The sequence below is a fragment of the Pseudarthrobacter arbutini genome, from assembly GCF_054510915.1.
The window spans coordinates 82,592-96,869 of sequence record NZ_JBTNDQ010000020.1; the positions used below are offsets into that span (position 1 = coordinate 82,592).

14 protein-coding genes are annotated in these 14,278 nt (G+C 66.3%); 7 read left to right on the plus strand and 7 right to left on the minus strand.

The features are described 5' to 3' along the window. The first annotated feature begins 171 nt into the window (after window positions 1-171). A complete protein-coding gene (locus ACX80V_RS19710) occupies window positions 172-804 on the plus strand; it encodes an NAD(P)/FAD-dependent oxidoreductase (protein ID WP_485844574.1) in 633 nt (210 codons plus the stop codon). Here the strand turns inward: ACX80V_RS19710 and ACX80V_RS19715 are convergent. Next, window positions 801-1,430, minus strand: a complete 630-nt coding sequence (locus ACX80V_RS19715; protein WP_485844562.1) for a copper resistance CopC family protein — start codon at window positions 1,428-1,430, stop codon at window positions 801-803. The two genes, ACX80V_RS19710 and ACX80V_RS19715, sit on opposite strands and share 4 nt — an antisense overlap. A gap of 114 nt (window positions 1,431-1,544) precedes the next feature. Beyond that, the gene (locus ACX80V_RS19720; protein ID WP_485844563.1) at window positions 1,545-3,938 is read right to left on the minus strand and encodes an ATP-binding cassette domain-containing protein; all 2,394 of its coding nucleotides are present in this window, start codon (window positions 3,936-3,938) and stop codon (window positions 1,545-1,547) included. Between the two features lie 119 nt (window positions 3,939-4,057). On the opposite strand from ACX80V_RS19720, the gene ACX80V_RS19725 reads away from it, so the two are divergent. Then, window positions 4,058-5,500: an NCS2 family permease gene (locus tag ACX80V_RS19725; protein WP_058930258.1), complete on the plus strand. Its 1,443-nt coding sequence runs from the start codon at window positions 4,058-4,060 to the stop codon at window positions 5,498-5,500. On the opposite strand, the gene ACX80V_RS19730 is transcribed toward ACX80V_RS19725, so the two are convergent. Then, window positions 5,497-6,162, minus strand: a complete 666-nt coding sequence (locus ACX80V_RS19730; protein ID WP_058930259.1) for a response regulator — start codon at window positions 6,160-6,162, stop codon at window positions 5,497-5,499. The two genes, ACX80V_RS19725 and ACX80V_RS19730, sit on opposite strands and share 4 nt — an antisense overlap. Next, entirely contained in the window at window positions 6,159-7,736 is a 1,578-nt protein-coding gene (locus ACX80V_RS19735) for a sensor histidine kinase (RefSeq protein ID WP_485844575.1), read from the minus strand. The genes ACX80V_RS19730 and ACX80V_RS19735 overlap by 4 nt, the downstream gene beginning before the upstream one ends. A 238-nt stretch (window positions 7,737-7,974) precedes the next feature. On the opposite strand from ACX80V_RS19735, the gene ACX80V_RS19740 reads away from it, so the two are divergent. From ACX80V_RS19740 to ACX80V_RS19760, 5 genes are all read left to right on the plus strand, one after another. Next, the gene (locus ACX80V_RS19740) at window positions 7,975-8,985 is read left to right on the plus strand and encodes a Bug family tripartite tricarboxylate transporter substrate binding protein (protein ID WP_058930261.1); all 1,011 of its coding nucleotides are present in this window, start codon (window positions 7,975-7,977) and stop codon (window positions 8,983-8,985) included. Next, on the plus strand, window positions 8,982-9,494 hold the full coding sequence (locus ACX80V_RS19745) for a tripartite tricarboxylate transporter TctB family protein (protein WP_058930262.1): 513 nt from the start codon (window positions 8,982-8,984) through the stop codon (window positions 9,492-9,494). The genes ACX80V_RS19740 and ACX80V_RS19745 overlap by 4 nt, the downstream gene beginning before the upstream one ends. Further along, window positions 9,494-11,107, plus strand: coding sequence for a tripartite tricarboxylate transporter permease (locus ACX80V_RS19750; RefSeq protein ID WP_485844564.1), 1,614 nt, complete (start codon window positions 9,494-9,496; stop codon window positions 11,105-11,107). Before ACX80V_RS19745 ends, ACX80V_RS19750 begins: the two co-directional genes overlap by 1 nt. A gap of 97 nt (window positions 11,108-11,204) precedes the next feature. Continuing rightward, on the plus strand, window positions 11,205-11,606 hold the full coding sequence (locus ACX80V_RS19755; protein ID WP_485844565.1) for a universal stress protein: 402 nt from the start codon (window positions 11,205-11,207) through the stop codon (window positions 11,604-11,606). 182 nt (window positions 11,607-11,788) lie between these two features. Further along, a complete protein-coding gene (locus ACX80V_RS19760) occupies window positions 11,789-12,046 on the plus strand; it encodes a hypothetical protein (protein ID WP_485844566.1) in 258 nt (85 codons plus the stop codon). A 121-nt stretch (window positions 12,047-12,167) separates the two neighbouring features. Here ACX80V_RS19760 and ACX80V_RS19765 read toward each other — a convergent pair whose 3' ends face one another. From ACX80V_RS19765 to ACX80V_RS19775, 3 genes are all read right to left on the minus strand, one after another. Continuing rightward, window positions 12,168-12,404, minus strand: coding sequence for a hypothetical protein (locus ACX80V_RS19765; RefSeq protein ID WP_056348863.1), 237 nt, complete (start codon window positions 12,402-12,404; stop codon window positions 12,168-12,170). Between the two features lie 161 nt (window positions 12,405-12,565). Further along, a complete protein-coding gene (hutH, locus tag ACX80V_RS19770) occupies window positions 12,566-14,158 on the minus strand; it encodes a histidine ammonia-lyase (protein ID WP_485844567.1) in 1,593 nt (530 codons plus the stop codon). After that, a partial coding sequence (locus tag ACX80V_RS19775) for a urocanase-related protein (protein ID WP_485844576.1) occupies window positions 14,155-14,278 on the minus strand: 124 nt, incomplete at its 5' end. The genes ACX80V_RS19775 and hutH, both read right to left, overlap by 4 nt.

Below are 14,278 nucleotides of genomic sequence, written 5' to 3' on the forward strand. Positions count from 1 at the left end.
CCACGGCCCTGAATGTTCTGTAGTCTTCGAGGCACTGCCGGTCCGCCGACGCCCAATTCAGGTGCGTCCCGGGCCGGTGCTGCGGCCGGACTTTGGGGGTAACGGAACGCATGCGGGGCAACGCTGCCTGCATCCGAAAGCCTTTGAAGGAGGAAAACTGTAGTGTCAAGCATGCCTGTGAATGGCGGGACCGAACGGACCACCACGGTGATCATCGGCACGGGGCTCTCAGGCCTGGCTGTTGGCGCAGAACTGCGCCGCCGCGGCGTGGACGCGATTGTGGTGGACGGGCTCGACATCCTCGGCGCCGGACAACCGGCCAACACTGCTTCACTGCAGCGCTGCGACGCAGCAGACTCCGACTCCCTCCGGGAGCGCAACGAGATCCTCCGCCACCTGCGCAACTACGCCGCCAGCCACCACATGGATGTCCGCAACACCACCCGTGCGGTTCAGCTGACCATGGTGGGCGGCGCACAAGACGGAATTACTGCGGGAACAACCGCGGGCTCCCCGTCCGGCAAGTGGGAAGTCCATACGCCCAACGGAATCCTGCTGGCTGACAACATTGTGCTGACCCGGTGCGCGCACAGCCAGCTGCGGCGCATGCTCAGCGACTTCGGCATCACGGTTGGCCGCAACCTAGTGGCAGCCATGCGGCAGATCGGCATCTACCTCGTGGGAGTGGGCGAGCTCATCACGCCCTCACCCAAGGAAGTCCTGCGTCAGGCGAAGACCGTGGGCCAGGCCATTTCAGCAACGGTCCAGGCCACGGTCCACCCGGAAGGCGCCGCCGCCGTCTAGGCCTGTTCGGTTTCGTCGTCGCTGCCTGCGGTGAGGCGGCGCTTCGCGAGGATACCGATGGCCACCAGCAGCCCGACGGCCACTGCGGCAAAGATCACCAGGCTCCAGGGGAACGGTTCGGACGCGTCTTCGGCCGGGTCCGGAGCTGCCACGGTTCCCGGCTGCGCGGTTCCCATCGTGGGAACAGCGGCCGACGGCGATGCTCCCGCCGACGATGTTCCCGAGGGCGCGGCTCCCGCCGCCGCGGCGGTCGCCGTGAAGCCGAACGTCCCCTCGATCGGGTGGGAATCCGAGCTGACCACCCGCCAGGCCACCGTGTACGCCCCCGCCGGAGCGCCGGCCTTGAGCTTTTGGGTGGCAGTGCTGTCCACGATCTCAACAGCGCCGTCCGCCCACTCAGCCCCGGCGGAATCCCTGACGGAGAACTGTGCGCCGATGCCCAGCGGGTTCTTGTTGAAGGTGACGGAGACCTGTTCCGGCGTTGTGGCCACCGTGGCGCCCTGTGCGGGGCTGCTGGACTCGGCGGCATCGTGTGCCGACGCCGGGGCGGAAAATCCCAGCAGCGCGGCGGCGAGAACGAAGGTCCCGAGCACAACGCTCAGCAACTGGCGGCGGGTGGATCGCATGGGTGTACTGCTCCCTTGGGTTGGCGTACTTCAAGCCTAGGCGAACTTCCCCGCGCAGCGGCAGCGCGCGCTGCACCCGCACGCTTCCCGGGCACGCTTCCCGGGCACCGGCGCTCAGCCGGCGACGTAAGCCGCGAGATGCTTGCCGGTGAGCGTGGACTTGGCGGCCACAAGCCCTGCGGGCGTGCCCTCGAAAACGACCTTGCCGCCGTCGTGCCCTGCGCCGGGACCTAAGTCGATGATCCAGTCGGCGTGCGCCATGACCGCCTGGTGGTGCTCGATGACGATGACCGATTTGCCGGACTCGACAAGCCGGTCAAGGAGGCCCAGCAGGTTCTCGACGTCGGCGAGGTGGAGGCCGGTGGTCGGTTCGTCCAGGACGTAGACGTCGCCCTTCTCTGCCATCTGCGTGGCCAGCTTGACGCGCTGCCGCTCGCCGCCGGACAACGTGGTGAGCGGCTGGCCGAGCGTCAGGTAACCGAGCCCGACGTCGACGAGCCGGTCCAGGATCTTGTGGGCGGCGGGCGTGCGGGCCTCCCCTTCGCTGAAGAACACTTCAGCCTCTGTCATGGACATGGCCAGCACTTCGGAGATGTTGCGGCCGCCCAGCGTGTATTCCAGCACTGACGCCTGGAACCGCCGGCCCTCGCAGTCCTCGCACGTGGACTCGACGGTGGCCATCACGCCGAGCTCGGTGAAGATGACGCCCGCGCCGTTGCAGGTGGGGCAGGCGCCTTCGGAGTTGGAGCTGAACAGTGCCGGCTTCACGCCGTTGGCCTTCGCGAACGCCTTGCGGATCGGCTCGAGCAGGCCCGTGTACGTGGCGGGGTTGCTGCGGCGGGACCCCTTGATGGCGCCCTGGTCGATCACCACAACGCCGTCCCGTCCTGCCACCGAACCATGGATCAGCGAGCTTTTGCCGGAACCGGCCACACCCGTCACCACGCAGAGCACCCCGAGCGGAACATCGACGTCCACATTCTGCAGGTTGTGCGTGGAGGCGCCACGCACCTCAAGGACGCCGGACGGTTTGCGGACTGATTCCCTGACCTTGGCCCGGTCATCGAGGTGGCGGCCGGTGATGGTGTCGCTCCCCCGCAGCCGCTCCACGCTGCCCTCGAAGCAAACGTTGCCACCCGCGGTGCCGGCGCCGGGACCGAGATCGACCACGTGGTCGGCGATGGCGATGGTCTCGGGCTTGTGCTCAACGACGAGCACGGTGTTGCCCTTGTCCCGCAGCTGAAGCAGCAACTGGTTCATCCGCTCGATGTCATGCGGGTGCAGGCCGATGGTGGGTTCGTCGAAGACGTAGGTGACGTCCGTGAGGGACGACCCCAGGTGCCGGATCATCTTGGTGCGCTGGGCCTCTCCTCCGGAGAGGGTGCCGGCCGGGCGGTCGAGGGAGAGGTAACCCAGCCCGATCTCGGCGAACGAGTCAAGGAGGTGCCGCAGGCCTTTGAGGAGCGGCGCAACCGACGGCTCGTCGAATTCGCGGACCCACTCGGCCAGGTCGCTGATCTGCATCTCGCAGAGGTCGGCGATGTTCCTGCCCTGGATCATTGAGGACCTGGCCTCGGGGCTGAGCCGCGTGCCCTCGCACTCGGGGCAGGCCTGGAAAGTGATGGCACTCTCCACGAAGCGCCGCACGTGCGGCTGCATCGCCTCGACGTCCTTGGACAGCATGGACTTCTGGATCTTCGGGATGATGCCCTCGAACGTGAGGTTGATGCCCTCAACCTTGATCTTGGTGGGCTCGGAGTACAGCATCGTCTCAAGCTGCTTCTTCGTGAACGTGGCAATCGGCTTGTCCATCGGGAGTCCCATGCCCTCGAACAGCCGGCCGTACCAGCCGTCCATGCTGTAGCCGGGGACGGTCAGTGCACCGTCGCCGAGCGACTTGCTGTCGTCGTACAAGGCCGTGAGGTCGAAGTCGGAGACCGAGCCCATGCCCTCGCAGCGCGCACACATGCCGCCCAGGTAGACAACGTTCTGCACCACGGCCTTCTCCACCCGGCCGCCGGCCTTCTCGGTGCTCATCACACCGCTGGCCTTCCGCGTCGGGACGTTGAAGGAGAATGCCGTGGGCGGCCCGACGTACGGCATGCCCAGCCGGCTGAAGAGGATCCGGAGCATGGCGTTGGCGTCCGTGGCAGTGCCCACCGTGGAGCGAGGGTTCGCGCCCATCCGCTCCTGGTCAACGATGATCGCCGTGGTCAGCCCGTCGAGGTGGTCCACGTCGGGCCGCGCCAGGTTAGGCATGAACCCCTGCACAAAGGCGCTGTAGGTCTCGTTGATCATGCGCTGGGACTCCGCGGCGATCGTCGCGAACACCAGTGAGCTCTTGCCCGATCCGGACACCCCGGTGAACACGGTCAGGCGCCGCTTGGGGATCTCGATGCTGATGTCCTTGAGATTGTTCTCCCGGGCGCCCTGCACACTGATCAGATCGTGGCTGTCGGCAACGTGGGCCGCCGGGAGCTGCTGGACTGTCGATGTGTCAGTAGTCATGGTGTCTCCAACATTGCTCGGCATTGTGAGGTTCCTGACAGACATTCTAGGCGCGCACACTAGGCGCGGTCCCTGCCCTCTAGGATCAAGTAACCCCAACAACACATCCCGGAGGACTAATGCTTAAGCAGGGCTCTGCCTTGGACCGGTACTTCAAGATATCCGAGCGGGGGTCCAACCTCTCCCGCGAGATCCGCGGCGGCTTTGCCACGTTCTTCGCCATGAGCTACATCGTGGTGCTTAACCCCCTGATCCTCTCCGGCCCGGATTCCAGCGGCACCACACTTGGTTTTGCCGCAGTGGCCGCTGTGACGGCTTTTGTGGCAGGCATCCTCACTATCCTGATGGGCGCCTGGGGCAGGCACCCCTTCGCGCTGGCCGCGGGGCTGGGCGTGAACGCGTTTGTGGCCGTCACGGTCGCCACGAACCCGGGCCTGACGTGGCCGGACATGATGGGCCTGGTGGTCCTGTCCGGCGTGACCATGATGATCCTGGTCCTCACCGGCTTCCGGACCGCCGTCTTCAAGGCCGTCCCGGACGGGCTCAAGACGGCCATCGTGGTGGGCATCGGACTTTTTATCGCCCTGATCGGGCTGGTGAATGCCGGCTTTGTGCGCCGGATCCCGGACGCTGCCGGCACCACCGTTCCCGTGGGCCTGGGCTTCGACGGCAAGCTGCTGGGCTGGCCCACGGCCGTCTTTGTGTTCGGCCTGATCCTCACCATCGCCCTGGTGGTCCGCAAGGTCAAGGGCGCCATCCTGATCGGCATCATCGCCTCCACCATCATTTCCGTGATCCTGGAAATGACCCTCCACATCGGTCCCAGCTTTGACGGCACTACCGCCAACCCGCAGGGCTGGTCCCTCGTGGCGCCGTCCTTTACTGGGTGGAGCGCCCCGGACCTGTCGCTGATCGGCAAGGCCAACCCGTTCGGCGCTTTTGAACACCTGGGCTTCGTAGCCGCCACCCTGCTGGCATTCGTGATCCTGCTCAGCATCTTCTTCGATGCCATGGGCACCATGGTGGGCCTGGCCAACGAGGCCGGCACGGTGGACAAGGACGGCAACATCCCGGACGTGGACCGCGTGCTCCAGGTGGACGCGCTCGGCGCGATCGTGGGTGGCGGCGCCTCCGTCTCCTCGAACCAGATCTATGTTGAGGCCGGCGCCGGGATCGGCGAGGGTGCTCGGACGGGCGTGGCGTCCATCGTCACCGGCCTGCTGTTCCTGGTGGCCATGTTCTTCACCCCGCTGATCAACCTCGTTCCATTCGAGGCGGTGGCCCCGGCCCTGGTGGTGGTGGGCTTCATGATGGTCTCCCAGGTGGGCAAGATCGACTGGCAGGACTGGGGAATCGCCATCCCGGCTTTCCTGACCATGACCCTGATGCCGTTCACGTACTCCATCGCCAACGGTCTCGGCGCAGGCTTCATCGCCTATGTCCTGATCCGGACCTTCCAGGGCCGCATCAAGGACGTCCACCCGCTGATGTGGGCGGTGGCCGGCGCGTTCCTGCTGTTCTTCGCCGTCGGTCCCATCGAGGCCGCACTGGGCATGCCCTAGCCCTTCAGCACATACCGCCGCTCGGGCCTGCCCACGCCGTACTTGAGCCGGACCTCCAGCACGCCTTCGTCGTGGAGGTATTCCAGATACCGGCGCGCACTGACCCGGGACGTGCCCAACTGGACAGCCACTTCGGCGGCGGAGAGATCGCCGTCGGCCTCCTTCAGGGCAGCTTCCACCAGCTTCAGCGTTTCGATGCTGCAGCCCTTCGGCAGCGGCCGATCGGTCCGGTCCAGCCCGAACACCCGGTTCACGTCCGACTGCTCCGCCACATCCTTGGCCGAGTCGAGGCCCTGGTAGGCGCTGCGGTAGTGCTCCAGCCGTTCCTGCAGGTCAGTCTGCGAGAAGGGCTTGATGAGGTAATGCACAATCCCGCCGCGGAGGGCCTTGCGCACCGTGTCCACCTCACGGGCGGCGCTGATCACCAGGACATCCAGTTCCGGGGCCACTTCGCGCAGTTTGTGCATCAGGTCCAGGCCGTTGATGTCCGGCAGGTGGATATCGAGCAGCACGAGGTCCGGTTGCAGCCGCCCCGTTTCGATGACCGCCTGGGCGCCGGTATGGGCCACCCCGACGACGGCGAACCCGGGAGTGCGCTGAATGAACCCTGCGTGGACCTTGGCCACCATAAAGTCGTCATCGACGATCAGGACTTTGATCATTGCTGCATTCTCCGTGTTCGTTCCAGCCGGGCGGTGAAGACCGCCCCGTTGTTGTTGGTTACCGTGAGGTCGCCGCCGCTGCGCCGGCAGACCACCCGGGAGAGCGCCAGGCCGAAGCCCCTGCTGCCGCCGGGGCCCGGGTCCTTGGTGGTGAAGCCCTGCTGGAAGATCTCCCCCGGATCCCCGGCGACGCCGGGGCCGGAATCGCGGACGGTGACCGTCACGCCGTCGGCTGTGTCCTCCACGAACACCCTGACCACTGCCTCCGGAAGCCCGGTGACGGCGTCGAACGCGTTGTCCACCAGGTTCCCGACGACCGTGGTCAGGTCCCGGGACAGCTCATCATCAACGCGCTTCAGCCCCGATTCCGGGTCCAGCTGCAAGGTGACCCCGCGTTCGGTGGCGAGGCTCGACTTGGCGATCAGGAGTGCGGCGAGCGCCGGATCCTCGATGCGGCTGGTCACCTCGTCGTTGAGCCGGGTCCGGTCCAGCGTGGCACCGTTGACGAACTGGACCACGGAATCGTACTCCCCGATCTGGATGAGGCCGGAGATCACGTGCAGCTGGTTGGCAAATTCATGGGCCTGGGCGCGGAGCGTGTCGGTTGCCGTCCGGGTGGCTCCGAGTTCCCGCTCAAGGGCGGACAGTTCCGTGCGGTCGCGCAGTGTGGTGACGGAGCCGATGTCGCGGCCGCGCGAAAGGATGGGAACCCGGTTCAGCACCACCAGCCGGTCGCCAACGAGCACCAGCTGGTCCGGCTCCGGCTGCTCGCGCGTGAGGACTTCCTTGAGCGCGGGCTCCACGGACAGGCCGGCGAGCCGCTTGCCCACGCAGTCAGCGGGCAGGCCCAGCAGCGCGCGGGCACTGTCGTTGGCCACGGTGATGCGCTCGTGCGGGTCCAGCGCCACCACGCCTTCCTTCAGGCCATGGATCAAGGCCTCGCGGTTTTCCACCAGGCCGGTGATTTCGCTCGGTTCCATGCCCAGGGTCTGCCGCTTGACCCGGCGGGACAGAAGCAGCGAGCCGGCAACACCCAGCACACTGGCCACGCCGAGATAGGTGAGAAGGTTGGGCACGGCATCCCCCAGCCGCTCCAGGACGGAGGGATAGTTCCGGCTGATGGACGCGATGCCGATCATTTTTCCGGCGTCGTCGAGGACCGGAACGTGCGCGGACAGTTCCTCCGTGCCGGATCCGTCCACCACGCCGGTCCACGCGCGGCCTTCGAGCACGCGGCTGGCGCCGAGTTCCAAGGGCTGGCCCAAGAGGCTGGGATTGGAGGAGGCAACCACTGTGCGGTCGAGCTTCGCGAGCGCTACGTGCGAGGACCCCGACACCGTCCGCACCGACTCGGCCACGGCGGGAAGGGCTGAGCCGCCGCGGGGTTCGGCCGCGGGCAGCAGCGCCCGGACGGTGGGATTGGCACCCAGGGCTTCGGCAGCGGACAGCGCCCGGCGGCCCTCAACCCGTTCGAACGCCGCAGCCGACTGGGCGAGGGAGATGGCCACTACGGCCACCAGGACGGCGAAAACGATGAGCAACTGCAGAACCAGGTACTGCCCCGCAAGGGACATGCCTCTTCGTCGAGTCACTGTGGTTCTTTCCTCTGGTTGCGTGGTCTTGATTGTCGGGCCTCTGATGGTCAGGCTACCTGAACTATGGGCGCTGCATGGCGCCGGTTGGCCACCGGAAACGTGAACGCAATGAACTTAACTTTCTCTGCGTACACAAGAGTGATGCCCGTCACTTCGGGGCCTAGCATCGGATCACCAGTCAGTTTCTTGCTGATCAGATTTAGAGAAGAGGAACACCATGCGCCAGATCCGCGCATTGCGAATTGCCGCCGTCGCCGCCGGCATCGCCCTGATGGCCACCGGCTGCGGTGCCACCGGGAAGAGCTCTACTGACGGAGCCAGCTCCGGCGCCCCCGCCGGTCCGCTGACCGGGCTCCAGATCATGGTCCCCAACACCGCAGGCGGCGGCTACGACACCACCGCCCGCGTGGCGGCCAAAGTCCTCGAAGACGAGAAAATCGCCACGAACCCCGAGGTCTTCAATCTCGCCGGCGCCGGCGGAACCGTGGGCTTGGCCCGCATCGTCAACGAAAAGGGCAACGGCGACCTCACCATGCTTATGGGCCTGGGCGTGGTGGGCGCGAGCTACACCAACAAGTCCGAGTCCAAGCTGACGGCCACCACCCCCCTGGCCCGGCTCATCGAAGAACCCGGCGCCATCATGGTCAACAAGGATTCGCCCTACAAAACCATCGATGACCTGGTCACCGCCTGGAAGGCTGACCCGGGTTCCATCAGCGTTGGCGGCGGTTCCTCCCCCGGCGGCCCTGACCACCTGCTGCCCATGCAGTTGGCCGGAGCCCTGGGCATCGACGCCACCAAGGTGAACTTCGTGTCCTACGACGGCGGTGGAGACCTCCTCCCGGCCATCCTGGGCAACAAGGTGGGCTTCGCGGCCTCCGGTGCAGGCGAATACCTCAAGCAGATCGAATCCGGTGCGGTCCGCGTCCTCGCGACCAGCGGCGAGAAGCGGCTCGACGGCGTGGACGCTCCCACGCTCAAAGAATCCAACATCGACCTGGTGTTCACCAACTGGCGCGGCATCGTGGCCCCTCCGGGCATCACCGACGCTGACAAAGCCAAGCTGATCGCGGCACTCGAAAAGATGCACGGCACGGCCGCCTGGAAGGAAGCCCTGAAGACCAACAGCTGGAGCGACGCCTTCATCACCGGCGCCGAGTTCGAAAGCTTCCTGGCCGAGCAGGACAAGCGGGTGGCGGACGTCCTCACGAAGCTTGGCCTGGCGTGAGCTCCTCACCAACTTTGGCCTCACGGCTCAAAGGCCGCTCCGAGCTGGGGGTTGCCCTCCTGCTCGGGGCGGCCGGGGCCCTGGTCATCTGGGATGCAACCCGCATCGGTACCACCTACTCCCAGTCTGATCCCGTAGGACCTAAGACCCTGCCGTTCATCGTGGGCGGCCTGCTGCTGGTCTGCGCCGTCATGCTGGCCGTCAACGTACTCCGCGGTGGCAAAGGCGAGGCGGAAGGCGGCGAGGACGTGGACCTTTCCCACCCCGCCGACTGGAAGACGGTCCTGCCGCTGGCAGGCGCCTTCATCGCGAACATCCTGCTGATCGACTGGGCCGGCTGGGTCATCTCCGGCACCATCCTGTTCTGGGGCAGCGTCTGGGCACTGGGCGGCCGGAACTACATCCGCGACGGACTCATCTCGGTGGCAATGTCCCTCCTGACCTTTTACGGCTTCTACCTTGGCCTTGGCATTAACCTGCCCGCCGGCCTCCTGGAAGGGATTCTCTGATGGATGTCTTCTCCTCCCTGATGGACGGCTTTGCCACCGCCCTCACCCCCATGAATTTCCTCTACGCCGTGATCGGCGTCGTCCTGGGTACCGCCGTCGGCGTCCTTCCGGGCCTCGGCCCGGCCATGACCGTTGCGCTCCTGCTTCCGGTCACGTACGCCCTGGAACCCACCAGCGCCTTCATCATGTTCGCCGGCATCTACTACGGCGGCATGTACGGCGGCTCCACGACCTCCATCCTGCTTAATACGCCGGGTGAATCGTCGTCGGTGGTCACGGCCATCGAAGGCAACAAGATGGCGAAAGCCGGCAGGGCCGCGCAGGCACTGGCGACGGCGGCCATCGGCTCCTTCGTGGCCGGCACCATCGGCACCGCCCTCCTGGCAGTCTGCGCTCCGATCGTGGTGGAGTTCGCCATCAGCCTGGGCGCCCCCAGCTACTTCGCGATCATGGTGCTCGCCCTGCTTGCGGTCACCGCGGTCCTCGGTTCCTCGCGCCTTCGGGGCTTCGCGTCCCTGGGCCTTGGCCTCGCCATCGGCCTGGTGGGCCTGGACGTGGTCACGGGCCAGGCCCGGCTCACGTTCGGCGTACCGCTCCTGGCTGATGGCCTGGACATCGTGGTGGTTGCGGTGGCTATCTTCGCCGTGGGCGAGGCGCTGTGGGTTGCCGCGCACTTGCGCCGCACACCCCTGCAGGTCATCCCCGTGGGACGTCCGTGGATGGGCAAAAAGGACTGGAAACGGTCCTGGAAACCCTGGCTCCGCGGCACCGCGTTCGGCTTCCCGTTCGGCGCACTTCCTGCCGGCGGAGCCGAGATCCCCACGTTCCTCTCCTATGTCACCGAGAAGAAGCTCAGCAAGCACCCAGAGGAGTTCGGCAAGGGCGCCATCGAGGGCGTGGCCGGTCCGGAAGCAGCCAACAACGCTGCCGCGGCCGGCACTCTGACCCCCATGCTGGCCCTGGGCCTGCCCACCAACGCCACGGCTGCGGTAATGCTGGCAGCCTTCACGCAGTACGGCATCCAGCCGGGACCACAGCTGTTCGAGAGCCAGGGACCGCTGGTGTGGGCCCTCATCGCGAGCCTCTTCATTGGCAACTTCCTGCTCCTGATCATCAACCTGCCCCTGGCACCGTTGTGGGCCAAGCTCCTGCAGATCCCGCGACCCTACCTGTATGCCGGCATCCTGTTCTTCGCCACGCTGGGCGCCTACTCGGTGAACCTGCAGGCGTTCGACCTAGTGCTCCTGCTGGCGCTCGGCGCGCTTGGCTTCATGATGCGGCGATTCGGACTTCCCGTCCTGCCGCTCATCCTCGGAGTCATCCTCGGACCGCGCATCGAAAAGCAGCTCCGCCAGACGCTGCAGCTCAGCGCCGGCGACCCCGCCGGCCTTTGGAGTGAGCCGATCGCCGTCGGCATCTACATCATCATCGCCCTCATCCTCCTGTGGCCGCTGCTGTTCAAGCTGATCCGCCGGAACCGGCCGGCAGCAGTGCCGGCAGGGGTGCCCGCCACCCGCTCCGGCGCATCCGAACCGACGGATGCCTCGGGTGGCAGCGCCAGCCAGGGCAGCCACCGTGCCACCACTGGCGGCGACGGGGACGGCGACGGCTAACCAGTCGGCTACCCGGTCCTGGCATCCGCCCGGCATCCGCCCCGCCCCCGCATCCGCCCCGCAGCAGAAGATCAACTGACAGAAAAGAGGTACAGCCATGACGATTGTGGTGGGATACGTCCCTACCCCGGAGGGCGAAGCGGCCCTGACCCAGGCCATCGCCGAGGCCAGGAAGAGCAACAGCACGCTGCTGGTCATCAACTCCTCCAAGGGTGATGCCCTGGTGGACAACCGGTACGCCCAGGAGTCCGAAATGCAGGGCATCGAGGCGCGCCTGGCCGCCCACGGGATCGACCACGTGATCAAGCAGCCGGTCCGCGGCCACGATGCCGCAGCGGAGGTTCTTGATGCCGCGGAGGAGCACAACGCCGAGCTCATCGTGATCGGGCTGCGCCGCCGCAGCCCGGTGGGCAAACTGATCATGGGCAGCACGTCGCAGCGGATCCTGCTCGAGGCTGATTGTCCAGTGTTGGCCGTCAAAGCGGGCATGGCGGGCTGATCCGGGCACCACCTTCTATCCGAAGTTTGTTCGCGGGACCCCGCCCTGACGGTGTGGTCCGGCGAACAAGCTTCGGATTTTTGGCGTCTGGGCGCACGAAACAGCAGTCATCTGACATCCTAGGTCCTGTATCCGATACAGTGGATCGAGCCGTTTGGCACGAGACACAGAAAGTTCGGCACATGACTACAGCATTTTTGGAACGCCCCCTGGCCGCCGTGGCGGCCGTCGAAGCCGCGGCTTCCCTGTCCATCGACCTGCAGTTTTCCACAGCGCACGAGGTGCACGAAGGACTGGAGAACGCTGTTGCCACGCTGATCGAGCCGGCAAGAGAAGCCGCCTGCGGCATCCTTGTTACGCGCCTGCGCCCGGGACGCTTCACCGTTGCCCTGGACGAGTCGGTCCCATTTGGTGAAACGTACGAAAGCATTGCGGCCTGAGCTGATTCGGCCCTGGATCCGGGCTTCGATCGATGCTTCGATCCAGCCCGCGATCCACGCAAAGAGTCCCCACCTTCCGGTAACGGAAGGCGGGGACTCTTTGCTATTTGGTCTTGTGTTCCTAACTCCTGCGGACTTCTACACCGTCGGATTTAAGGAAAAGTTCCTTTTCTGACGGAGTGGCCGGCACGAGCCACAGCACGTTCCCGCTCTGCGATACTTCTTCCACTTCGCCCGCCGCAATGACGTGCGCGTGTTTGATGATTTCCACCCGGTCCCCGGCTTTGAGCGTTCCCCACTCCGAGATGGTGGCCGAGTGGACATTGCGCCTCGACAGGACAGCCCCACGTGCTTTCATTTGAACTACTACCCCTTTGTATACGTCCTGCGCCACAGCCTCTTTGATGTGACTTTTACTACACCTTCAGTTCTACTACACTTCCCGGCGTCGAATTGTTCGTGTTGCACCATATTTCGACATTGGACGAATATGGCGGCAGGACCGAAGGATATTCCCGGTCAGGCAAGAATTCCGACGGCGGATTCGGCGGCTGCCCGGACCCTTCCTGAGGCAACCAGACGGTCAGCTGCCTCCAGCTCCGGCGACAGGAACCGGTCGGTTCCCGGGCCTTCGACGACGGACCGCAGCACCCCGATCACGGCAGCGCCTGCCGGGCCGGGGGTGAGCTGTCCGTCGGACAGCTGCGTCCGCATGTCGATGGCACGGGCGCCCGTCACCAGTTCGATGGCCAGGACGCGGCGAAGGTTCTCCACGGCCTTGCGGAGCTTTCGGGCCGCGTGCCAGCCCATGGACACGTGGTCCTCCTGCATGGCGGAGCTGGGAATGGAATCCACCGACGCCGGGACGGCCAGGCGCTTGTTCTCCGAGACCAGCCCGGCCTGCGTGTACTGGGCGATCATCAGGCCCGAGTCGACACCCGGATCCGCGGCCAGGAACGCCGGCAGCCCGTGCGAACGCGCCGGGTCCAGCATCCGGTCCGTCCGGCGCTCAGCGATGGAGCTGAGGTCCGCAACGGCAATGGCCAGGAAGTCCAGGACGTAGGCCACTGGTGCGCCGTGGAAGTTGCCGTTGGAGCTGACGCGCCCGTCCGGCAGGACCACCGGGTTGTCGATGGCCGCGGCGAGCTCGCGGGATGCCACGAGGGCGGCATAGTCCACCGTGTCCCGCGCGGCCCCGGCCACCTGGGGCGCGCAGCGCAGCGAGTAGGCGTCCTGGACTTTGGAGTCCCCCACCCGGTGCGAGGCCACGATCGGGGAGTTCGATAACACACGCAGCATGTTGTCCGCGCTGGCGGCCTGGCCGGGGTGCGGACGCAGCGCCGCATGCAGTTCGGGCACAAAGACCTGGTCCGTACCCAGGAGAGCCTCGACACTGAGCGCGGCGGTGATATCCGCCGTCGTCAGCAGTTGGCGAAGGTCCGCGATGGCCATCAGGAGCATGCCCAGCATTCCCTCGGTGCCGTTGACCAGCGCCAGGCCTTCCTTCTCGGCGAGGGTGACCGGTTCGATGCCGTGCCCGGCGAGCAGCTCGGCGACAGGCGCCTCACCCCGCCCGCCGTACGTCACGCCGTCGGGCCCTTCCGCTTCACCCTCGCCCATCAGCACCAGGGCGCAGTGTGACAGCGGGGCGAGGTCGCCGGAGCAGCCGAGCGAGCCGAATTCGCGGACCACCGGGGTGATGCCGGCGTTGAGCACGTCCACCATGGTCTGCAGGACGACGGGGCGGACGCCGGTGCGGCCGGAGGCCAGTGTCTTGGCGCGCAGGAACATGATGCCGCGGACCACCTCGCGTTCCACGGCCGGGCCCATGCCGGCGGCGTGGCTGCGGATCAGCGATTTCTGCAGCTGGGTGCGCAGCTCGCCGGGGATGTGCCGGTTGGCCAGCGCGCCGAAGCCGGTGGAAATGCCGTAGGCGGGGGTCTCGCTGTGCGCGAGTTCGTCGATGTGCGCGCGGACCTTCGCCATCGTGTCCAGCGCCTCCTGGGCGATGGTCACCTGGGCGTTGTGACGGGCGACGGCGACAACGTCCTCGGGCGTGACGCCGCTGGAGCCGAGGGTGACGGTGAGCGGTGAGTGGGTTGTGATCGTCACTTTGTGATTCCTTCTTGCATGGGGATGCGGACGCCGCGTTCTTTGGCGACGTCGGTGGCGCGGTTGTAGCCGGCGTCGGCGTGGCGGATGACGCCCATGCCGGGGTCGTTGGTGAGGAGG